This window comes from Flavobacterium hydatis (genome assembly GCF_000737695.1).
Taxonomy (GTDB): Bacteria; Bacteroidota; Bacteroidia; order Flavobacteriales; family Flavobacteriaceae; genus Flavobacterium; species Flavobacterium hydatis.
Map to the genome: position 1 here is coordinate 26794 of NZ_JPRM01000023.1, position 22943 is coordinate 49736.

Consider the following 22943-nt stretch of genomic DNA (forward strand, 5'->3'; position numbering starts at 1 on the left):
TAAAATTTATGATTTTCCACATAATTTAACACCACAAAGTTATGAAACGAATTTTAGTTCCCACCGATTTTTCCGAGCACGCAGAAGACGCTTTAAAAGTCGCTGCACAAATCGCCAAAAAAAATAACTCCGAGATAATAGTACTTCATACACTAGAATTACCTAGCCAAATGAATGATGCAATTACTGGCGGAATCAGCATTCCTGAGACTATGTTATTTATGAAAAAAGCCAACGAAATGCTTTCTAAAATCGCCGAGAGACCCTACCTAGATGGACTTACAATAACAGAAATGGTAAAACTCGACAGACCTGCTGAAGGAATCGCAAAAGTAAGTAACGAACACGAAATCGACTTAATCGTTATGGGCTCACATGGCTCTTCTGGATTTGAAGAATTACTTATAGGATCCAATACTGAAAAAGTAGTTCGTCATTCCGAAATCCCGGTTTTAGTCATTAAAAAACACGCAGAAAAATTCAAAACTACAAATTTTGTTTTTGCTTCAGATTTTTCAAAAGAAACCGAAAAACCTTTTAAAAAATTGATTGAATTCACTAAAATCTTCGATTCTAAATTACATTTAGTCATGATTTGCACTCCAAATAGTTTCAAACCGACTCATGTTGCCGAAAAAATAATAACAGATTTTATCGCACCATTTAATCTTAGCAATTATTCAATCAACACCTACAACGATACCAATATAGAAAACGGTATTATAAATTTCTCCAATAGTGTTGATGCAGATTTAATCGGAATGTGCACTCATGGAAGAACTGGATTTGCACACTTTTTTAACGGAAGCATTAGTGAAGATCTAGTAAACCATGCAGTAAAACCCATAATCACATTTAAAATATAAATATCCTTCAGATAATTAACAATAAAAGCTTCTCTAACGAGAAGCTTTTACTAAAATAATTAAACTTAGAGAAGTTCAAAATATATTTTTTTTCACTTCATTTTACTTCCCTCCACCTACAACCTTAACTATAGGTATTATCAATGGCTCAAGAACCTGAACAACCTTCAACACATCATCAAGCCAACCACCTCCTTGCACCTGTTTCATTTCAGAACGACTTAATTCTGTGAAATTCAAGTTTTTTAAATTTTTCATAATTTTAATTTTTTAGAATTATTAAACTATTTAATTAAAACAAAAAAAATGCACTGCAGTATTTTTTTTTTGCCACATCAAATTTACATAAAACACTGACACAAAGAAACATAAATTAAAAATCAACAACACCCTCTATAAAAAACAACATTGTTCACAGCTCTGAAAATACATTTCTTTTAAACTTCTTCAATTTCACAATCTCACTAACCAAGAGACTGATTCATAAATATAAAATTTCCAGATTTAAATTCATTGCATAAAAAAAGCCTCTCAATTGAGAGGCTTCTTATGTTGGTCTACAAGGACTCGAACCTTGAAAGACTGCACCAAAAACAGTTGTGTTACCATTACACCATAGACCAGCAATGCTGCTAAGCGAGTGCAAATTTAAAACTTTTTTTAGTTTGTGCAAACTTTTTATACAACCCCATACAACAAAACCTTTTTACTACAAAATCAAATCAAATAAAAATTAAACAAAAAAGAGAAATTACTCAATCGTAATCTCTCTTTTTAAACATATCATTATCTCCGGCAATGTAAAATTTTGATTTGAAATCCGAAACCTTCATCATAATCGAACTTTTACACAAATCATATAAATTTCCAAAACCCTCACTTTATCGCATAAAAAAAGCCTCTCGATTGAGAGGCTTCTTATGTTGGTCTACAAGGACTCGAACCTTGAAAGACTGCACCAAAAACAGTTGTGTTACCATTACACCATAGACCAGCAGTGCTGTTAAGCGAGTGCAAATTTAAAGCTTTTTTTAGTTTGCGCAAACTTTTTGAACAAAAATTTCAAAAAAAAATATTTTTTTTTAGAACAAACCTCGGCTATTTACCGAAACTTATTCACTCACAACTTATTACTTTTTACAATTACTTTTTTAGAAAAATTTGTTAATGCTAGTTTGATTACATAAAAAAACATTTTCTTTGTAAGATAAAATAAGGACAAATTTTTAATACCTAAATATGGCACAATTCAACTTTAATAAATGGAATACAATTATTGGTTGGTTAACTTTTACAATCGCTTTAATAACTTACACACTAACTGTCGAACCTACCATGAGTTTCTGGGATTGTGGCGAATACATCGCTACAGCAGCAAAACTTGAAGTTGGCCACCCTCCTGGCGCTCCATTATACCAAATGATGGGTGCTTTCTTTGCCATGTTTGCCATAGACAATCAGCATATAGCATTAATGGTTAATATGATGTCTGTCTTTTCAAGTGCCTTTACAATATTATTCATGTTCTGGTCGTCCTCTATTATTCTTAAAAAATTAGTTGGTCGTTTTGCCGAAATCAATCAAAATAATTCGATTGTAATTTTAGGAAGTTCTTTTGTAGGTGCTTTAGCTTATACTTTTTCTGATAGTTTTTGGTTTAATGCTGTCGAAGCAGAAGTTTATGCCATGGCATCTTTATTAATTGCTTTACTTTTTTGGTTGGGATTACGTTGGGAACAAGACATGAATACCCCAAGAGGAAATAAATGGTTACTAATTATATCTTTAGTAGTAGGTCTTTCATTTGGAGTACACTTCATGGCATTACTTACAATTCCTGCAATTGGATTTCTTTATTTCTTTAAAAACTATGAAAAAGTTACTATCAAAAACTTCATTGTTGCCAATATAGTAGTCGTAGCTGTCCTATTATTTATCTTTATTTTATTACTTCCGTTAACAATGGCTTTCTTTGGTAAAACTGAGATTTTCATGGTAAACGAAATGGGATTACCTTTTAATTCAGGCACTATCTTTGTTGCCTTAGCTTTTATCGCTTTCTTTTATTTTGGATTGCGTTATACAAAGCAAAAAGGACTTGTTTTTTACAACACTATAATACTTTGCATCTTATTCATTTTAATTGGATTCTCTACTTGGTTAATGCTGCCTATTAGAGCAAATGCTAACACTGTAATTAACGAGAACAAACCATCGGATGCTACCGAGGTACTTGCATATTACAATCGTGAGCAATATGGTGTAAACCCGTTATTTTACGGACCTCAATACACTGAAGTTTTTGCAGGATTAGATAAAAACACTCCTTATCTTGATAAAAAACCAAATTACGAAAGAGACTATAAAACTGGTAAATATATCATTACCAATAATTATAAAAATGCAGTACAAAATACTGATGGTGCTCAAAAAGCTTTTTTACCAAGAATGTGGAGTACTGAGCATGTAGAAAACTACATTAACTTTACTAATCCTCCAGCATTTAAGATAAACCCAAATTATCCTTATGAAGATGATTTGCAAAAATACGGTATCGATCCAAGTCAATTATCTGAAGATGAGTTTAACAAAGCAACTGCTCAACTAAGACATGAAGTTGAAAAAACTGTCACAGAATTTAGAAAAGCATACGCTCAAAAACAAATTGATAATGAAGGTTATGTAAAATTCTTAAGAAGCTATGGAGATTATTTAATTGTTGAAAAACCAACAACTGCAGATAACTTTAGCTTTATGTTCGAATACCAATTCGGATATATGTATTGGAGATACTTAATGTGGAACTTTGTAGGTCGCCAAAGTGATACGCAAGGAAAATATGACAATTTAGATGGAAACTGGATTAGCGGAATCAAATTTATGGATTCTATCCATTTAGGTTCTCAAGACAATTTACCATCAGATGTATTAAACAATAAAGGAAGAAATGTTTACTTCTTCTTGCCTTTCATCCTTGGTTTAATCGGTTTAATGTACCATGCTAATAAAGATTTAAAAAGTTTCTATGTTCTATTAGCTTTATTCTTATTTACTGGTTTAGCATTAAAAATTTACCTAAACGAAAGACCTTTTGAGCCTCGAGAGAGAGATTATGCCTTAGTAGGATCTTTTTATGTATTTACGATCTGGATAGGATTTGGGGTTTATGCACTCTATGAAACTCTCCAAAAATATCTAGCACCAAGAATTGCAGGACCTATTGTTATTGCAGGTAGTTTACTTGCTGCTCCAATTCTTATGGCTTCTCAAAACTGGGATGATCACGACAGATCAGACAAATATACAGCTGTAGCAATGGCTAAAGCATATTTGAATTCTTGTGATCCTAATGCCATTTTATATACCATTGGAGATAATGACACGTTCCCATTATGGTACGCCCAGGAAATAGAAAAAGTAAGAACCGATGTAAAAATCGTAAATACAAGTCTATTCATGACTGATTGGTATATAGACCAAATGAAAACTAAAACGTACGAATCGAATGCATTGCCAATATCTTTTGTTCATGAGCAATATGTAGGTGATAAATTAGATTATGTGGCACATATTCCTAAAATAGATAGTCGATGGGATATTAAAGGCTTTATTGATTTTATAAAAAATCCAAAGTCAACTGTTGAAATGCAAAACGGGCAAACAATTCACTTTTATCCAACTAATAAACTCCGACTTACTATAAACAAGGATAATATCATTAAGAATAAAGTAGTTGCTCCTAAATATTACGACTCTATTGTTCCTTATATCGACATTGATATTAAAGGTAGTGCTATATATAAAAATCGTTTGATGATGCTTGATATATTAGCAAATAACGATTGGAAAAGACCAATTTATTTTAGTGGTGGTGCTTTTGACGATGAAGATTATTTATGGTTAAAAAACTATCTTCAATTAGACGGAATGGTATACAAACTTGTACCAATTAAAAACGTTCCTAACAAAGATGGCGGACCAATGGATATGGGACAAATTGATGCCGATAAAATGTATGACATCGTAATGAAATGGGATTGGGGTAATAGCGATAGCGATAAAATTTATCATGATCCGGAAACAAGACGAAACAGCATCACGTATCGTACTAACCTTTCTAGATTAATGAAACAATTAATTGCTGAGGGTAAAATTGATAAAGCCAAAAACATCATCAATTTAGCAATGACAAAAATGCCATTAGATAAATTTGGTTATTACTCATTAGTTGAGCCTTTTGCTAAAGGATATTATGATGTTGGTGAAAAAGCCAAAGCACATGATTTACTAGAAAAATTGATAAACAAATACAAAGAAAACCTAGATTATTATAGCCATTTAGATCCATCTGAACAAACTAGTCTAGCTATTGATATTATTACTGATATCGAAAGATACAGAAGCTTATTACAGGTAATGAAAGAAAGTAAAGATTTACCTTTTTACAACAAGCAAAAAGCAATTTTCAATACTTATGTAAATGTTTTCGAGCGATTTGGTCGTGAAAAAGAATAAATAATATTCTAAAAATATAATAATTAAAAAATGTAGCGCTATTGAAAAATACCGCTACATTTTTTATTTTTACATAAACTAATATTTCAGAAAATGAGCTTTTACTGGATTAAAACAAACAAACTAATAAAACGAATCTTCTCTAACTATTATTGGGACATTCCCAATAAGGAAAATAAAGTTTATTTGACTTTTGATGACGGTCCAACTCCCGAAATTACAGAATGGGTTTTATCTGAATTAAAAAAACGAGATGCCAGAGCCACTTTCTTTTGCATTGGTAACAACATCGAGAAACACCCCGAAATATTCAAAAAAGTAATCACTGAAGGTCATAGTATAGGAAATCATACTTATGATCACTTAAAAGGCTGGAAAACGACCACAAAAGCCTATTTAGAGAATAGTCTTTTATGTGGTAAACAAATCCAAAAATCTTCAACTCAAAATACTCATCCTAAGATTTTTCGCCCTCCTTATGGCAAAATCACAAAATCACAATCGGCACAATTACGCCAATTAGGATACAAAATAATAATGTGGGATGTTTTAAGCGCAGATTTTGACAGAAGTATATCTCCTGAAAAATGCTTGCAGAATGTAATAAAAAATGTAAAATCAGGAAGCGTTATTGTTTTTCACGATAGCATTAAAGCATCGCAAAACCTTAAATTTGCATTACCAAAAACATTAGATTATTTAAAGGAAAACAATTTTATATTTGATGTTATCTATTAAACGTACAAGCGCTTAATAAAACATAAAGAATACTACAGTTAGTATCTAGAAGTAATTAGAATTGTTCTTGTACAATCCCTATAATAGTATTTGCATCCAATTCGCCGGATTGCCTCCAAATCATCTGACCTTCTTTATAAATCATTAAAGTAGGTAGTCCTTTTATCCTAAGCGCATCAGCCAATTCCTGATTTTTATCCACATCAATTTTAATGACTTTGGCTTTGTCGCCTAGTGCAGCTGCAACATCTTTTATTACAGGATGCATTGACACAGATGATTCGTTCCAATCGGTGTAAAAATCAATTAACACTGGAACTTGAGCATTTATAAGTTCTCCAAATTTTGACATAAAATCAACTATTTAATCTTTTTAAATCTACTAAAAAGAGATTATTATATACAAATGTAGCATTTTTAACGAATTATGCCACATCCTTCCCTTTTTTTAGTTCAATCACGGTTATTTCTGGCATAATCCCTACACGTCCTGGATAAGCATGAAAACCAAAGCCACGATTTACATATACATACCGACCTGCATTTTCATACAAACCAGCCCATTGTTTATACACATATTGTGCCAAGCTCCATTTAAAATAGCCTGGAATTTCAATCCCAAACTGCATTCCATGTGTATGACCCGACAAAGTTAGGTGAAAATTCTTAGGATGATTTTTTATTTCATATTCCCAATGGCTTGGGTCATGGCTCATTAACACTTTAAAATCGTCTTGCTGAACTCCTTGCGAAGCTTTATTTAAATCGCCTGCTTTTTTAAAATTATGCCCCCAATTTTCTACTCCTACCAAGGCAATTTTATCTTCTCCTTTTTGAACATAAGTATGTTCATTCAATAATAACTGAAAACCAATCTCTCCATATAAGCTTTTTATAGCTTCAAAATTTTCATCTTTCTTTTGTTCTGATGGCCAAGTTACATATTCGCCATAATCATGATTTCCTAAAACAGCATATTTACCAAATTTATGATCTTTAATTTTATTAAAAGTCTCTAACCAAGGATGCATTTCGGTGGCATGTGTATTAACGATATCTCCTGTAAACAAAATCATATCCGAGTTTTGTTCATTTACCAAATCAATGGCATAACTTATTTTCTCTGGATTATCAAAACTTCCTGAATGTACATCCGAAATTTGTGTTATTGTAAATCCATCAAAGGCATCTGGCAAATCAGGAAAAAATACCGTTTGCTTGAATACTTTAAAATTATATTTCCCTTCAAAAATCCCATAAATTAAAGACAGAAAAGGAACTGCCGCCAAACCGACAGCCAATTGACTTACAAATTTTCTTCGGCTAGGAATTACATTCTCTTTTGTTAAATTAGGATTGTCAATAAAATAATTAACTAACCCTGCTCCTACACGAAAAATATCTTCGCCTAAAAGCACTAATGTTATTACAATTTTTGGCACATAAACCACCAACATCAACCCCATTGTAAACATGGTTTGCTTTGTTTGCCCAATAGAACGGTCAAATTGCGTAAAGGAATATATTATAAATACAAAAAGTAACAAACTTATTATTTGGTAACTTATCAGGAGCCATCTTAGCTTAATTAACGTTCTAACAGCCTGAAAAGAATAAAACTCTATAAATAAAAAAAGAGCACAAATAATTATAAAACGAATGACCATCGGAAAATTTTTTAGGCAAAGTAACAAAGAATGAATATGCGAAAACTTTTTGTTATCAAAATTTTAACGCAAACAATAACAAAAAAAGCTGGTGATTTTACTCACCAGCTTTCCACCTACTAAAACTATTATCCTACCTACCCCCTTATATAAATTATTAGCCCTAATTTATAGTAAGTAGAATATTAATCAAACCTTATTTTTTAGCTTTTGCTGCTTCAGGTTTAGCTGTTTCTGTTTTTGCAGCTTCAGTTTTTTTATCTGCTTTCTTTTTAGAATGCTTTGTAGCTTTTACTTCTTTTGTTGGAGTTGTTTGAGCTGGAGTTGTTTGAGCATTTACCATTGCTGTTGTTCCTAAAACTGCTATAGCTAGCATTAATACTTTTTTCATGATTGTTAGTTTTATGATTATTATTATTTCATTATTTATAGGTCAAAGATATATTCACTAAATGAAGATTAAATGAAGATTTGCCTTGCCTAAAAATTTTAACTTTTAATTAAGCTTTTACGCTATTTAGAAACAATAATAAAAATGTTGTACCTTCATTAGGACTTGAAGTTACCTTAATTTCTATATGATGAAAAGAAGCAATACTATCGGCTATAGCCAAGCCTAAGCCTTGCCCATCCTGATCTGAACTAATTCGGGTAAATCGATTAAATATCTTTTCGACCTGGATTTCATTCATTCCTATTCCCGTATCAGAAATAGACAAATAATAATGTTGGTTTAAAAACCCATCACTTATAGTAATACTGCCATTCTCTTTATTATACTTTATGGCATTGGTAACTAGATTATACAATAAGATATGCATTAAGGTATTATTACCCATGAAACTAAAATTATGTTCCATCTTATTAGAAAACTGCAATCCTTTATCCTCAATCCTATCTTGCAAATCATCATACAATCCGTTTATGATTTCATAAAAATCAATAGCTTCATTGGATGCATATTGATTATTTTCGATTCGGGAAATCAACAATAAGTTATTGATTATTTTCTTTAGCATATCCAATGTCTTGAGTGAGCCTGCAATTTTATCAACTGCATTATCATCCAAAGATTCATTTTGTAATAAGTTCTCAAATTTATTTTTTAATAACGCAATCGGGGTTAATAATTCATGAGAAACATTAGATATAAATTGTTTTTCTTTTTTAAAAAGCTCACCTATCCTATCCATCATTTGATTTAGAACAGAATCTAATTCTCTAAAATCTGCCGAATGTGCTTTAATCGGAGTATGATCAAAAGTTTCGGGCTCATTAACACGACGTATCTTAGTATCTATTATTTTATAAAAAGGCTTGAGTAAATACTCTATATAAAAAGTATCTACCAGGAATGTTATCAGAACAATTACAACCAGAACAATAATAATAAAGAACTTAATAATAAAAGTAAGGTCTTTAATCTCTGCCAAGCTGCTTCCTATCTCTAATTCATACCCAATTTTCTCGTAAGTAAAATGATATCGCAATATCCTATATTCGTTTTCTTCACCTTCGATTATCCTATTTTCATTAACAAAAACCGTTTTTTCTTGTTTTGGTAATTTTGGCAATCTCGATAATACCAAAAACTCACTATGCAGACTCGAAAATTGAGAATAAGTTTCGGTAGAATCATCTGCATTTTCGATAAAATCATCAATTTCATTTTGATTTAAATGCTCAATGAATTTTTTCTTTTTTTCTATAAGTCCATTATTAATGTGCCTGTAAACTACATCCTGAACTAAAATAGGCAGCATTAACCATAAAATTAAAATCACCAACAATCGTGTTAGTGCATTAAAAATGGCTAATTGGTGTTTTATCTTCACGTTGATTTAGGTATTAATTCGATATCCAACATTTCGTACTGTTTCAAACCAATCTATTGTAGTGTGTTTGTCTAGTTTTTTTCGAAGGTTTCGAACATGAACATCAATAAAATTCGAATCTGAATTTATCTCCAGGATATCTCCCCAAATATGCTCTGTTAATTGTAATCTTGTAATAACACGATTTTTATTCAATACTAAATACTGAAAAATATCAAATTCTTTCTTAGTCAAATTAATCGGAGTTCCATCATAACTTACTTTATAATCTTGTAATTGCAACGAAAATCCATGCACAACTAAATCATTTAAGGTATACCCATGCATTCTACGGATAACAGCAAATAAACGTGCACCTAATTCTGTTAATGCAAATGGTTTGGTAAGATAATCATCGGCACCAAGATGCAAACCGTCAATCCTATCATCTAGCTCTCCTCGAGCTGTAATAACAATTACAGCAATTTTAGATTTTGTTTTCCGAACTGCTTTCAGAACATCAAAACCATCTCCATCGGGCAAACCTAAATCCAGCAGCATGGCATCATAATCATTTCCACCTATTTCGTCTAATGCCTCATTACAAGTATTAGCAATTTTACATACATAACCGCCATCACTCAAAAAGTCTTTAACCTCGATGGCAAGTTCTTTATTATCTTCAACAATAAGAATATTCATAAACTGTATTTTATAAATTAAAAATAAGCAAATAATGAAAACGTAATTTTTTAATTATTAAAATTTTAACGCCTACCCTAACAAAAAAGGCTGATAAATTTCTTTATCAGCCTTATCAATAATTATCCTTTTTGTTTTGCCTACCGCTATCAACCTTCATTTAAAGCAAAACAAAAACGACATCTATTTTTTAGCTTTCATTGGTTCTGTTTTAGGAGCCATTTTTGTTGTAGATTTTGTTTTTTTATCTGTTTTTGCTTTTGGGTGTTTAGTTGCTTTAACTTCTTTTGTTGGAGTTGCTTTAACCGGAGTTGTAGCTGCACTAACCATAACACTTGTTCCTAAAACTGCTACTAATAACATTACTAAATTTCTCATGATTTCTAATATTTAAAAGTTAAATTATCTCTTATTTTATACACCAAATTTACATCTGTAATATGAAGACTAAATGAAGAAACAGGTGATATGAAAATTTTAACTTGACATTAACGATTTGTGCTTAATATTCAATCTTACACGGCATTTACCAACAAAACAATGCTATAGTATTACCACAGACGCACTGCGGTGCGCCTCTACAAATGATAAAAAAACATCTCTAATAAAACATTTCAATTCTAATTTGGGTATACCCTGATTAAATTTTCGAGAACCGAATCGTTTTTAAAACCCAATTGTTTATTTTTACAGACTAATATTTTTTTTATGTCAACTCAAAAACGTCTTTTTCTTCTTGATGCTTACGCTTTAATTTTTCGTGGTTATTATGCTTTTATAAAAAACCCACGAATTAACTCCAAAGGAATGGATACCTCTGCAATTATGGGATTCATGAACTCCCTTTTGGATGTGATAAAAAGAGAAAAACCAGATCATTTGGCAGTCGCTTTTGATAAAGGAGGAAGCGCATTGCGTAACGAGATATTCCCAGAATACAAAGCAAATCGTGATGTAACTCCCGAAGCTATAAAAATTGCTGTACCTTATATACATGAATTATTAAAAGCAATGCATATCCCGATTATAGAAGTCGCGGGTTATGAAGCCGATGATTTAATAGGAACTATTGCAAAGCAAGCCGAAAAAGAAAACTATAAAGTTTTTATGGTAACACCAGATAAGGATTTTGCACAATTGGTATCTGAGAATATCTTTATGTACAAGCCTGCTCGAATGGGTAACGGTATAGAAATTTGGGGTGTTCCAGAAGTATTGGCAAAATTTGAAATCGAACGTCCGGAACAAGTAATTGACTTTTTAGGAATGATGGGCGATGCCGCCGATAATATTCCTGGGCTTCCTGGTGTTGGTGAAGTTACTGCCAAAAAACTATTAAAAGAATATGGTACAATGGAAAACCTTTTGGCAAATACCGACAAGCTAAAAGGAAAGATGAAAGAAAACATCGAAGCCAATGCCGAAAAAGGATTATTATCTAAAACATTGGCAACTATTTTACTAGATTGTCCTGTAACGTTTAATGAAGCTGATTACGAATTAACGCGTCCTGATATCGAAAAAACCGATGCTATTTTTCAAGAATTGGAATTTAGAAGAATGGCCGAGCAATTTGACAATCTTTTTAAAGCTGACGGAAGCGGATTAGCAGCTACTGCAGCCAGTCCTGATGCTAAATTATATAAAAAACCACAACCGAAAAACGAGGATCAATTTGACCTTTTCGGAAGTGCGATTGACGAAGAAAATCCAGAAGCTCAAAGAACTTCTTTCTATAATAATTTAGAAAACACGCCTCACTCTTATCAAATTATTCAAGGAGATTTAGGTTTAAAATTGCTTTTGCAGAATTTACAAAACCAAACTTCTGTTTGTTTTGATACCGAAACTACAGGATTAGATGCTTTACATGCCGAATTGGTTGGGATTTCATTTTCATACGAAAAAGGAAAAGGATTTTATGTTCCGTTTCCAGAAAACCAAGAAGAAGCTAAAGCATTGATTGAAAAATTTATTCCGTTTTTTGAGAATGAAGCAATCGAGAAAATTGGACAGAATTTAAAATACGATTTAAAAATATTATTGAATTATGGTGTTTCTGTAAAAGGGAAATTATTTGATACTATGATTGCGCATTACCTGATTAATCCAGATATGCGTCATAATATGGATATTTTATCAGAAACTTACTTAAAATATTCTCCAAAATCAATTGAAGATTTAATTGGTAAAAAAGGAAAGAATCAAAAATCGATGCGCGAAGTTGCACTCGAAGATATAAAAGAATATGCTGCAGAAGATGCCGATGTAACGTTGCAACTTAAAGAAATATTTACCATAGAATTAGACAAAACCGGAACTAAAAAATTATTCGACGAAATCGAAATTCCATTGGTTAGTGTTTTAGCTGATATGGAAACAGAAGGAATTCGCTTAGATGTTGATTTTTTAAACGCGATGTCTAAAGAAATGGATGTTGAAATCAAATCTTTAGAACAAAAAATATATGAAACCGCTGGAGAGAAATTTAATTTAGCCTCTCCAAAACAACTAGGAGATATCTTATTTGATAAACTTAAAATAGGCGGAGCAAAACAAAAAAAGACCAAAACAGGCCAGTATGCAACAGGCGAAGAAGTATTAACTTATTTAGCGAACGACAACCCAATTGTAAAACAAATTTTAGATTGGCGTCAGATGGTAAAATTACAAAGTACTTACATCTTAGCTCTACCAGAACAAGTTGACAAAAAAACTTTACGTGTTCATACCGATTATATGCAAACTGTAGCTGCAACAGGTCGTTTAAGTTCAAACAATCCTAACTTACAGAATATCCCGATTCGTACCGAAAGAGGAAGACAGATACGTAAAGCTTTTATTGCTCGCGATGAAAATTACACCTTAATTTCTGCCGATTACTCTCAGATAGAATTACGAATCATCGCTGCTTTAAGTGGTGAAGAAAATATGATAAAAGCATTCCAGAATCATGAAGACATTCATAAATCTACCGCTTCTAAAGTATTTAATGTAGCTCTAGAAGAAGTAACCCGCGAACAACGTAGCCATGCCAAAACTGTAAACTTTGGTATTATCTATGGTGTTTCGGCTTTTGGATTAAGTAACCAAACTTCATTATCAAGAAGCGAAAGCGCAACTCTAATTGAAGCATACTATAAAACATACCCAAGATTAAAATCATATATTCAGGAACAAATAGAATTTGCGAGAGAAAATGGTTATGTACAAACCATTTTAGGTCGTCGTCGTTACTTAAAAGATATTAATTCGCAAAACGCAGTTGTTCGTGGCGGAGCCGAGAGAAATGCTGTAAACGCTCCGATACAAGGAAGTGCTGCCGATGTTATTAAGATTGCGATGATTAATATCCATAAAAAACTAACCTCTGAAAATTGGAAATCTAAAATGTTACTTCAAGTACATGATGAGCTTGTGTTTGATGTACACAACGACGAACTTGAAAAAATCCAACCAATGATTAAACATGAAATGGAAAACGCTTTTATAATGGCAGTTCCACTAGAAGTAGAATTAGGTTTAGGTAGAGATTGGTTAGAGGCGCATTAAAAAAACAAAAAAAATGTTTATTATATTTATTTCTCAATTGAATCTCTTCATTAAAAAACCAAAATAACAAACAAGAAAATTCATACATTGCAAAAAATATAAAATAATAAGACTAATCTTCTCTAAAATAAAAATGAAAAAAAACACCTTATTAGCAATAATATCAATTTGCATACTTACAACAGTAAATTTATTTTGGTTTATACAATCTACTGTATCAATATCATTAGACCAGATAGCGCACTATCGGTTATCACAAATCATAGGATTTCTAGAAGTTCTAGCGTATGTTGGATTATTGCCTTTTTTTGTAGCATTATACAAAAAACAATAAATAAAAATCATCATGAATGAAGAATTAAACAAACTTTTTGAGATTAAAAACACTCAACCAGAAGAAGATACAGAATCATATCTATTCAACATAATTGTTCACTCCGTGATCAGAATAGCTATTCCTCTTTTTGTTTTTTTTCTATTATACTCGATTGTAGATTATTCAGGCAACATAGGAATAGCATATATAGTTTTTTTTATCTCTCTTTTTATCCTTTTTTTAATAATTGTCGCACTTTTAATTGAGGCTTCTAACCTTAATAAGAAGAATAAGATATATCTGAGAAATACTAATTATGTCATATTAGCTTTTTATGCTCTCCCTTTTATATTGGGATTAATTATAATTGGAAAAAGTTCTTAAATAAAATTTACAATGTAATTATGAAAAAGACATTGAATTTAAACCAATTATAATGAAAATTCATTTAATAAAAACTAAAAAAAATCCATTAGCTACAGCTAATGGATTTTTTTATTATTTCACTTTTCTTGATGATTCTCTTTCTTTCAGTTTGGTTTTGATTACTATGGTTTCGTAATCGCTGCTCTCCCCTTCTTTTTCTTCCAGTCTTGAGATTAATCGTTTGGCAGCAACTTCGCCAATTTCTATTCCGTGTTGGCTTATTGTAGTTAAACTTGGAGACAAACGTCTCGAAGCCAAAATTCCGTCTGCAAAACCTATTATAGATATATCTTCCGGAACTCTATATCCTTTTTTCAAACTAACTCTTAAAGCCGCAACCGAATCATTTTCGTCCAAAGCAAAAATGGCATCAATTTTATGCTCAAAAATAGCATCGATTTTACTTTTCATATCCTCTTCAGAATCTGTACGTAGAATGATATTTTCGTTTACAGGAATATTATTATCATTTAATGCTTTTAAATATCCATCTGCTCTTAATTTTCCAACACTTAAATTATCTACAGAAGAGATCAAGGCTATATTTTTACATCCTAAATTAATTAAATGCTGTGTTGAATTTAAAGCAGAATCAAAATCATCGACTATTACTTTATCACATTCTACACCTTCTGCAATCCTATCAAACATTACAATTGGCGTTCCGTCATTTATAATTTCTTTAAAGTGATTGTATTCTTGTAATTTTTGTGCTTCTTCAGAAACTGATAATATAAAACCATCAATCGTACCGTTGCTCAACATTTCAAGCGTATGAATTTCTTTTTCCAAAGACTCATTAGAAATACATGTAATTACATTATATCCCTTTTTATCTGCTATTTTCTCGATACCACTAAAAACTTTAGCAAAAAATGAGTTTAATATATTAGGTATAATAACTCCAATGGTTTTTGTTTTACGGTTCTTTAAATTCAAACCAATAACGTTCGGCTTATAGTTTTTTAGCTTGGCATACTCTTTAATTTTAATTTTAGTTTGCTCACTAATTTCAGGACTATCATTAAGTGCCTTAGAAACTGTAGACACAGAAACATTAAGTTCTTTTGCGATTTGTTTTAAAGTTGCTTTAGCTTTCATTTAAGATAATTTTATTGAATTAATACAAATATAGTAGAATTAAGGAAATTAAAACAAAAACAAGTCAAAACATGCATTAAATTTTCAAGTAATTACATCTCCTTCTTAAAATAGTTTAAACAAAAAATTAAAATAAAGCCAAAATTTAAAACCGCCCATCCAAAAATTTCGTTTATACCTATTTACATATAATTATAATTTGCTATTAACAACCACTTAAAGAAATTGAATTATGAAAAACGAAGTTAAAATCCATGAAGTTAACCCCTTACTTAATGACAGAAGGAGTTTTCTTAAGATCAGTGGCTTAACCATTGTTGGCACTGGCTTACTTTTGGCAGGATGTAATCACGATGACGATGACGAACAGATGCCTGTTGACGACACTTCACTACCCGGAATTAGAAATGGCATCTTCGATTTAGGATCAGGAGATTTCGGTGTACTAACCTACGCATATGCCTTAGAACAACTAGAAGCCGACTTTTATACTAAGGTTGTAAATGCATCAAACTTTAATAGTGTTTTTAGTGATGTCGAACGTCAGGTTCTTACTGATTTGTATCATCACGAAGTAATACACAGAGATTTTTTTAAAGCAGCTTTAAGCGGAGCACTTCCTAATCCTAGCAAACAATTACTACCTACTTTGGCATTTAATTATGGATCTATGAATTTTAACAGTCGTACCGAGGTACTAGCAACTGCTAAAGCTCTTGAAGATACTGGAGTTGCTGCATATAATGGTGCAGGAAAACTAATTAAAAGTGCAGATTACTTGGTATTAGCAGGAAAAATTGTTTCTGTAGAAGCAAGACATGCTGCGGCGATTAGAAGTTTAATTAACCCAAATTCTAAAGATTTTGCGGGCGATGATGTGGTAAATGCCACTACTGGTTTAGATGTAGCAAAAGATCCATCTAAAATCTTAGCTGTTGCAGGAGGATTTATAACAACTCCATTTACAGCAAAATATTTACCATAACCACAACCCATAAAATCTAGAAATTATGAATATATTAAAATTTATAGAAACCTTTGCCGACGAAAGCGCAATGAGAAGCACTGGTTCAAGAAGAGATAGCTTTACACAATTTGGAAATATCGGAAAGACTTTGGCAATAGCCTCAATTCCTTTCGGATTATCTTCATTAGCCAATAAAGCTTTAGCCAAAGATATAACTGCAACTCCAGCAACTCCTATTGGAGCATTACAATTTGCATTAACCTTAGAATATCTTGAAAATGAATTTTATGCCATGGCATTAGATTCAGGAGTTATTCCGGCATCTGAAAATGGTGGTCGTGATTTAAAAGTTTTTCAACAAATTGCTGCCCACGAATCAAGCCATGTTAATTTTTTGATTGCAGGATTGGGCGGACCAGCAAGTGCAAACTTTGTTCCCAAGCCAACTTTCGACTTTACTGTTGGTGGGGCTTTTGATCCATTTAATGACTATCCGACATTTTTAGCCTTGGCACAAGCATTTGAAGACACTGGAGTAAGAGCATATAAAGGTCAGGCAGGAAATTTAATTTCTACACCTGATTTATTAACAGCTGCACTACAAATACATTCAGTAGAAGCGCGCCATGCATCCGAAGTGCGACGATTACGTGGTCTTAAAGGATGGATTAGCGGAAATGAAAGAGGAGCAGGAATGCCATCTGCAACTCAAGCCGTATATAATGGAGAAGAATTAACCGTACAGGCAGGATACAATACTGCTACCTTATTTGGAGCCGCTGCAGGCTCAGAAGCCTATGATGAACCACTTACTACGCAACAGGTTGTAGACATAGCAAATTTGTTTATTGTGTAACAAAATTTAGCTGCAAAAAACCAAACCATCTCTACTTAATTGTAAAGGTGGTTTTTTTATTCTTTTAAACAAAAACATATCTCCTGATTTTCAGTAGTTAAAATAATCTTTTAAGGTATTTGGTTTTAAAATAATTAATTGTACTTTTGCAACCCCTTTATTGGGGATGGAATGTTTAATTAAAATAATATTATGGACGCATTAAGCTACAAAACAGTTTCAGCTAGCAAAGCCACTGTAACTAAAGAGTGGATTGTTGTTGACGCTGAAGGTCATAACTTAGGACGTCTTGCTTCAAAGGTTGCAATGATCTTAAGAGGTAAGTACAAACCAAGTTACACACCGCACGTTGACTGTGGAGATAACGTAATTGTTATCAACTCAGAGAAAATTAACCTTACAGGTACAAAAATGGATGACAAAATTTACATGCGTCATACAGGTTACCCAGGAGGACAAAGAACTTTAACTGCTAAAGTATTGCAATCAAAAAACCCTGCATTATTAGTAGAAAAAGCAGTAAAAGGAATGTTACCTAAGAACAAATTAGGAGCTGAACTTTTCAGAAATTTAAATGTTGTTGTAGGATCTGAGCACAAACAAGGAGCTCAAAAACCTAGAACTGTTAACCTAAACGATCTTAAGTAATGGGAGTTATTCACAAAATCGGTAGAAGAAAAACCGCTGTTGCACGTGTTTATGTTTCAGAAGGAACAGGAAAAATCACTGTAAACAAAAAAGAATTCGCAACCTATTTCCCAACTGCAACTTTACAATACAAAGTTTTACAACCAATGTCTATGACAGAAAATGTAAACAACTTTGATGTAAAAGTAAACGTTTACGGAGGTGGTTCAACTGGTCAAGCAGAAGCTGTAAGAATGGCATTAGCACGTGTTATGTGTGAAGTAAATGCTGAAAACAGAGCTATCTTGAAACCAGAAGGTTTATTAACAAGAGATCCAAGAATGGTTGAACGTAAGAAATTCGGTCAGAAGAAAGCTCGTAAGAGATTCCAATTCTCTAAACGTTAATATTACCTGTCTTGTTCATTTGGAACAAGGCATATCAATTATTATTGAATTTAAAAAACACAGTTGTTGTTGCTCTCCTATCGAGGTAGGAAATAGTTTAGCATCTAAATGTATAAAGCCGACAAAATCGCCATTTATGCATTGCTAATCAACAGAACGTAAACTAGTACAAAAATGGCAAACAAAGTAGAAGTAAAAGAATTACTAGAAGCAGGTGTTCACTTTGGACACATGACTAGAAAATGGGATCCAAACATGGCTCCTTACATTTATATGGAGCGTAATGGTATTCACATTATCAATCTATATAAAACTGCAGCAAAAATTGAAGAGGCTAATGAAGCTTTGAAAAAAATCGCTGCATCAGGTAGAAAAATATTATTCGTTGCTACCAAAAAACAAGCAAAAGACATCGTTGCTGATAAAGCAAAAGCTGCAAACATGCCTTATATCACTGAAAGATGGCCTGGTGGAATGCTAACTAACTTCGTAACTATCCGTAAAGCTGTTAAAAAAATGGCTACTATTGATAAAATGAAGAAAGACGGTACTTTCATGACACTTTCTAAGAAAGAGCGTTTACAAGTAGATCGTCTTCGTGCTAAACTAGAGAAAAACTTAGGTTCAATCGCAGACATGTCTAGACTACCTGCAGCATTGTTCGTAGTAGACATCAAAGCTGAACATATCGCAATAAAAGAAGCACAAAAATTAAACATTCCAGTTTTTGCAATGGTGGATACTAACTCTGATCCAAGAGAAGTAGAGTATGTAATCCCATCAAATGATGATGCTTCTAAATCAATTGATAAAATTTTATCTTTAGTTACAGCTGCAATTGTTGAAGGTCTTTCTGACAGAGGTTCTGATAAAGAGGCTGACTTATTGCCTGCTACAGAAGAAGCAACTCCAGCTGCTGAAGCTGTTGAAGCTCCTGCTGAAACAAAAGAATAAATAAACATTTAAATTCCAATTTTTAAATTCCAAATCCCATAAAAAATTAGAAACGTAACGTTGATAATTTAATAAAATTGGAATTTGAGATTTAAGGATTGGAATTTTTACTTTTAACATTAAAATTCAAAATATTATGGCAACAATTACTGCTGCAGACGTAAATAAATTAAGACAAACTACAGGTGCCGGAATGATGGACTGTAAAAAAGCTTTAGTTGAGGCTGATGGAGATTTCGATAAAGCTATACAAAACCTTAGAGAAAAAGGTCAAAAAGTTGCTGCTAATCGTTCTGACCGTGAGTCTTCTGAAGGAGCTGCTGTTTCTTTTATCAATGCTGACAATACTAAAGGAGCTATCATCACTTTAAACTGCGAAACAGATTTCGTAGGTAAAAATGAGGCTTTCATAACTTTGGCTAAAGAATTAGTTGAAAAAGCTATCAATTTCTCTTCTAAAGAAGAATTCTTAGCTTCAGATTTCAACGGAATTACTGTTGCTGAAAAATTAATCGAGCAAACTGGAGTTATCGGAGAAAAAATCGAAATCGGTGGTTTTGAAATTTTAGAAGGTGCTTTTGTTGGATCTTATGTTCACGTTAACAAAATTGCTGCATTAACTGCAATTTCTGCTGCAATTCCTAACGCTGACGTTTTAACTAAAGATGTTTCTATGCAAGTTGCTTCTATGGGAGCTGATACATTATCTTACAAAGATTTTGATCCTGCTTTCGTTGAATCTGAACTTGCTGCTCGTATTGCTGTAATCGAAAAAGATAATGAAGAAGCTAAACGTTTAGGAAAAACTTTAAAAAATGTTCCTAAATATATTTCTTTCTCTCAATTAACTGAAGAAGTTTTAAAACAAGCTGAAGAAGATGCTAAAGCTGAATTAAAAGCTGAAGGTAAACCAGAGCAAATTTGGGATAAAATTATTCCAGGAAAAGTTCAACGTTTTATCTCTGACAATACTACTTTAGATCAAGAGAAAGCTTTACTTGACCAAAACTTCATCAAAGATGATAGTAAAAAAGTTGGTGATTACGTTAAAAGTTTCAACGTTGAAATTACAGGTTTCAAAAGAGTTACTTTAGGATAATCTATTCTATTCGCATATAAAAAAAGAGAGACTTTACGGTCTCTCTTTTTTATTATAATTATTTGTTTGATTTAGTAGCCGGAACTTCAAAACCTCTTGCTTTCATTAAAGCATTAATCTCTGGATTATGCCCTCTAAAAGATTTATAAGCTTCTTCCTGATCTGTTGTATTACCAACACTAAATATCTTATCGTGTAATCTTTTGGCAACATCTTTATCATAAGGCCCTTTTGCCTCAGTAAAAGCCTCGTAAGCATCTGCACTGATAACATCTGCCCATAAATAACTATAATATCCGCTTGCATAACCATCACTAGAGAAAATATGTCCGAATTGAGGAATACGATGACGCATTACAATTTCTTTAGGCATATTAAGTTTAGTCAATGTTTCTTTTTCAAAAACTGTAGGATCTATAACAGAATCTCCTGCTAAATGTAATTTCATATCGATAAGAGAACTTGAAATTGTCTCTACAGTAGAAAATCCTTCATTAAATGTTGCTGCTTTTGCAATACGCTCAACCAAATCTTTAGGGATAGGTTCTCCTGTTTTGTAGTTTAAAGCAAATTTATTAAGCACCTCAGGAGTTTCTAACCAACGCTCTAAGATTTGAGATGGAAACTCAACATAATCTCTTGCAACAGCAGTTCCTGATAATGTAGGATACGTAACATCCGAACATAAACCATGCAATGCGTGTCCAAATTCATGAAATAAAGTTGTAGCATCAGACCAAGAAATTAAGACTGGCTCATTATCATTCCCTTTAATAAAATTACTATTATTAGAAACTATCGTAAGGACATTGCCATCTAATTTTTGTTGTTTCCTATACGCATTCATCCATGCTCCAGAACGTTTTCCTTTACGCGCATATGGATCAAAATACCATAAACCTACCACTTTTCCAGTCTTAATATTAGATACTTCCCAAACTCTTACATCTGGATGATATACAGGAACATCTGTTATTTGCTTAAATTTTAAATCAAATAATTCACCAGCAACCCAAAACATTCCTTCACGTAATTTTTCTAATTGAAGATATTCTTTAACCACATTTTGATCTAAATCATATTTTGCTTTTCTAACTTTTTCAGCATAATAACGATAATCCCAAGGTTCTATCTGAAACTTACCTCCTTCGGCAACAACAATCTGCTGCATATCGGCAACATCTTTGTGAACTTGATTTACCGCAGGCTCCCAAACAGCTTCCATTAAAGCCATTGCTCTCTCTGGAGTTTTTGCCATTCTATTCGTTAAATTCCAATGAGCAAAAGTCGGATAACCCAAAAGTTTAGCTTTTGCAGCGCGAAGTTGTAATATTTCGACCAAAGTCGATTTATTATCATGCTCGTCTCCGTTATCTCCTCTGTTTATAAACATTCTCCAAACTTTCTCTCTTAATTCTCTATTAGTCGAAAAAGTTAAAAAAGGCTCTACAAAAGAACGTGTATTAGCAATACAACCTATTGCCGAAAGTTTTCTTTCTTTAGCCTGAGCTATAGCAGCTTTTTTTATTCCGTCAGGCAAACCATCAAAGTCAGCTTCAGTGGTTAATGCCACATATTGATCATTTTCTTCAGCCAATAAATTCTGACTGAACTTAGAAAATAAGGTTGATAATTGCTTGTTAATTTCTGCAACTTTCGCTTTATCCGCGTCGCTTAAATTAGCTCCTTGCTTATTAAACTCTGTATGATAAACCCAAATAAGTCTTTGTTGCTCGCTAGTTAATTTCTTTTTATCAGGGGAATTATATAGTTTTTCGATTCTAGCAAACAATTTCCTATTTTGATAAAACTTGGTAGATTGTGCAGCAAGCAAAGGCTCGATGTCTTTTTCTATCAAAGCAAATTCTGGAGTACTAATATTGGAAGAATAAATACCATAAACCGTCATAACTCTAGACAATGTTTTACCAGAACGTTCCAATTCGGCAATAGTATTATCAAAAGTTGCAGGTTTTGGATTATTTGCAATAGCATCAATCTCATCGCTTTTTTGTTTGATAGCAACATCAAAAGCTGGCTTAAAATCGGCTATTTTATATTCTGTAAAAGCTGGCACACCACCATAAGGACCAGTCCATTTTTGTAATAATGGATTTTGTGAGTTTGTTTGTGCCTGAACAGAAGATAAAGATGCAGCCATAATTAGAATAGTGACAATTTTTTTCATGTACGTTATTTAATATTTATACAATAAATGCAATTCTCAAATATAGCCAATAATTAGGATTGCTATTACATAAAAAAGCCACATCTTAAATACATCCTAACAATGTTTTTATAAAAATAAATACTCCGAATAATATATTTAAATTTGG

At 32.3% G+C, this 22943-nt stretch carries 21 protein-coding genes and 2 tRNA genes; 12 read left to right on the forward strand and 11 right to left on the reverse strand.

All coding sequences use genetic code 11. The features are described from left to right. Window positions 1-41: 41 nt before the first annotated feature. Window positions 42-866 carry a universal stress protein gene (locus tag IW20_RS14330; RefSeq protein ID WP_035623594.1) on the forward strand — a complete coding sequence of 275 codons (825 nt, stop codon included), beginning with the start codon at window positions 42-44 and terminating at the stop codon, window positions 864-866. Between the two features lie 102 nt (window positions 867-968). Here the strand turns inward: IW20_RS14330 and IW20_RS26345 are convergent, their stop codons facing one another. From IW20_RS26345 to IW20_RS14340, 3 genes are all read right to left on the reverse strand, one after another. Next, a complete protein-coding gene (locus IW20_RS26345) occupies window positions 969-1124 on the reverse strand; it encodes a hypothetical protein (protein ID WP_165571448.1) in 156 nt (51 codons plus the stop codon). 294 nt (window positions 1125-1418) lie between these two features. Then, window positions 1419-1489 (reverse strand) — tRNA-Gln (locus IW20_RS14335). Window positions 1490-1789: 300 nt separating this feature from the next. Continuing rightward, a tRNA-Gln gene (locus IW20_RS14340) sits at window positions 1790-1860 on the reverse strand. A gap of 245 nt (window positions 1861-2105) precedes the next feature. Between IW20_RS14340 and IW20_RS14345 the strand changes: the two genes are divergently transcribed. Both IW20_RS14345 and IW20_RS14350 read left to right on the forward strand, forming a co-directional pair. Then, window positions 2106-5381, forward strand: coding sequence for a glycosyltransferase family 117 protein (locus IW20_RS14345; protein ID WP_035623596.1), 3276 nt, complete (start codon window positions 2106-2108; stop codon window positions 5379-5381). Window positions 5382-5474: 93 nt separating this feature from the next. Then, the gene (locus tag IW20_RS14350) at window positions 5475-6119 is read left to right on the forward strand and encodes a polysaccharide deacetylase family protein (protein WP_035623599.1); all 645 of its coding nucleotides are present in this window, start codon (window positions 5475-5477) and stop codon (window positions 6117-6119) included. A gap of 55 nt (window positions 6120-6174) precedes the next feature. On the opposite strand, the gene IW20_RS14355 is transcribed toward IW20_RS14350, so the two are convergent. From IW20_RS14355 to IW20_RS14380, 6 genes are all read right to left on the reverse strand, one after another. Continuing rightward, window positions 6175-6471: a thioredoxin family protein gene (locus IW20_RS14355; RefSeq protein ID WP_035623602.1), complete on the reverse strand. Its 297-nt coding sequence runs from the start codon at window positions 6469-6471 to the stop codon at window positions 6175-6177. Between the two features lie 73 nt (window positions 6472-6544). Next, window positions 6545-7786, reverse strand: coding sequence for a metallophosphoesterase (locus IW20_RS14360; RefSeq protein ID WP_035623605.1), 1242 nt, complete (start codon window positions 7784-7786; stop codon window positions 6545-6547). A gap of 196 nt (window positions 7787-7982) precedes the next feature. Next, window positions 7983-8177 (reverse strand): hypothetical protein, encoded by a 195-nt coding sequence (locus IW20_RS14365; protein WP_035623608.1) that lies wholly within the window; start codon window positions 8175-8177, stop codon window positions 7983-7985. Window positions 8178-8286: 109 nt separating this feature from the next. Beyond that, a complete protein-coding gene (locus IW20_RS14370; protein WP_240478493.1) occupies window positions 8287-9621 on the reverse strand; it encodes a sensor histidine kinase in 1335 nt (444 codons plus the stop codon). A gap of 6 nt (window positions 9622-9627) precedes the next feature. After that, window positions 9628-10302, reverse strand: coding sequence for a response regulator transcription factor (locus IW20_RS14375; protein WP_035623613.1), 675 nt, complete (start codon window positions 10300-10302; stop codon window positions 9628-9630). Window positions 10303-10485: 183 nt separating this feature from the next. Then, window positions 10486-10680 (reverse strand): hypothetical protein, encoded by a 195-nt coding sequence (locus IW20_RS14380; RefSeq protein WP_035623615.1) that lies wholly within the window; start codon window positions 10678-10680, stop codon window positions 10486-10488. Between the two features lie 330 nt (window positions 10681-11010). On the opposite strand from IW20_RS14380, the gene polA reads away from it, so the two are divergent. The 3 genes from polA to IW20_RS14390 all read left to right on the forward strand — a co-directional run bounded on the left by polA (window position 11011) and on the right by IW20_RS14390 (window position 14554). Continuing rightward, complete coding sequence (gene polA / locus IW20_RS14385; protein WP_035623617.1) at window positions 11011-13854, forward strand: DNA polymerase I; 2844 nt, start codon at window positions 11011-11013, stop codon at window positions 13852-13854. Window positions 13855-13987: 133 nt separating this feature from the next. Beyond that, window positions 13988-14188: a hypothetical protein gene (locus IW20_RS26110; protein ID WP_123869514.1), complete on the forward strand. Its 201-nt coding sequence runs from the start codon at window positions 13988-13990 to the stop codon at window positions 14186-14188. 12 nt (window positions 14189-14200) lie between these two features. Further along, the gene (locus IW20_RS14390; protein WP_035623619.1) at window positions 14201-14554 is read left to right on the forward strand and encodes a hypothetical protein; all 354 of its coding nucleotides are present in this window, start codon (window positions 14201-14203) and stop codon (window positions 14552-14554) included. 114 nt (window positions 14555-14668) lie between these two features. On the opposite strand, the gene IW20_RS14395 is transcribed toward IW20_RS14390, so the two are convergent. Beyond that, complete coding sequence (locus IW20_RS14395) at window positions 14669-15697, reverse strand: LacI family DNA-binding transcriptional regulator (protein ID WP_035623622.1); 1029 nt, start codon at window positions 15695-15697, stop codon at window positions 14669-14671. Between the two features lie 232 nt (window positions 15698-15929). Here IW20_RS14395 and IW20_RS14400 point away from each other — a divergent pair, with 232 nt between their 5' ends. The 6 genes from IW20_RS14400 (at window position 15930) to tsf (ending at window position 20607) form a co-directional block, all read left to right on the forward strand. Continuing rightward, window positions 15930-16682 carry a ferritin-like domain-containing protein gene (locus IW20_RS14400; RefSeq protein WP_035623624.1) on the forward strand — a complete coding sequence of 251 codons (753 nt, stop codon included), beginning with the start codon at window positions 15930-15932 and terminating at the stop codon, window positions 16680-16682. 25 nt (window positions 16683-16707) lie between these two features. Beyond that, window positions 16708-17520 (forward strand): ferritin-like domain-containing protein, encoded by an 813-nt coding sequence (locus IW20_RS14405; RefSeq protein ID WP_035623626.1) that lies wholly within the window; start codon window positions 16708-16710, stop codon window positions 17518-17520. 192 nt (window positions 17521-17712) lie between these two features. Next, complete coding sequence (gene rplM / locus IW20_RS14410; protein ID WP_035623628.1) at window positions 17713-18168, forward strand: 50S ribosomal protein L13; 456 nt, start codon at window positions 17713-17715, stop codon at window positions 18166-18168. After that, complete coding sequence (rpsI, locus tag IW20_RS14415; RefSeq protein ID WP_007808909.1) at window positions 18168-18554, forward strand: 30S ribosomal protein S9; 387 nt, start codon at window positions 18168-18170, stop codon at window positions 18552-18554. The genes rplM and rpsI overlap by 1 nt, the downstream gene beginning before the upstream one ends. Window positions 18555-18728: 174 nt before the next feature. Beyond that, window positions 18729-19508: a 30S ribosomal protein S2 gene (gene rpsB / locus IW20_RS14420; protein WP_035623630.1), complete on the forward strand. Its 780-nt coding sequence runs from the start codon at window positions 18729-18731 to the stop codon at window positions 19506-19508. Between the two features lie 136 nt (window positions 19509-19644). Beyond that, complete coding sequence (gene tsf / locus IW20_RS14425) at window positions 19645-20607, forward strand: translation elongation factor Ts (protein ID WP_035623632.1); 963 nt, start codon at window positions 19645-19647, stop codon at window positions 20605-20607. 58 nt (window positions 20608-20665) lie between these two features. On the opposite strand, the gene IW20_RS14430 is transcribed toward tsf, so the two are convergent. Beyond that, window positions 20666-22795: a M3 family metallopeptidase gene (locus IW20_RS14430; RefSeq protein WP_051885776.1), complete on the reverse strand. Its 2130-nt coding sequence runs from the start codon at window positions 22793-22795 to the stop codon at window positions 20666-20668. Window positions 22796-22943 lie beyond the last annotated feature (148 nt).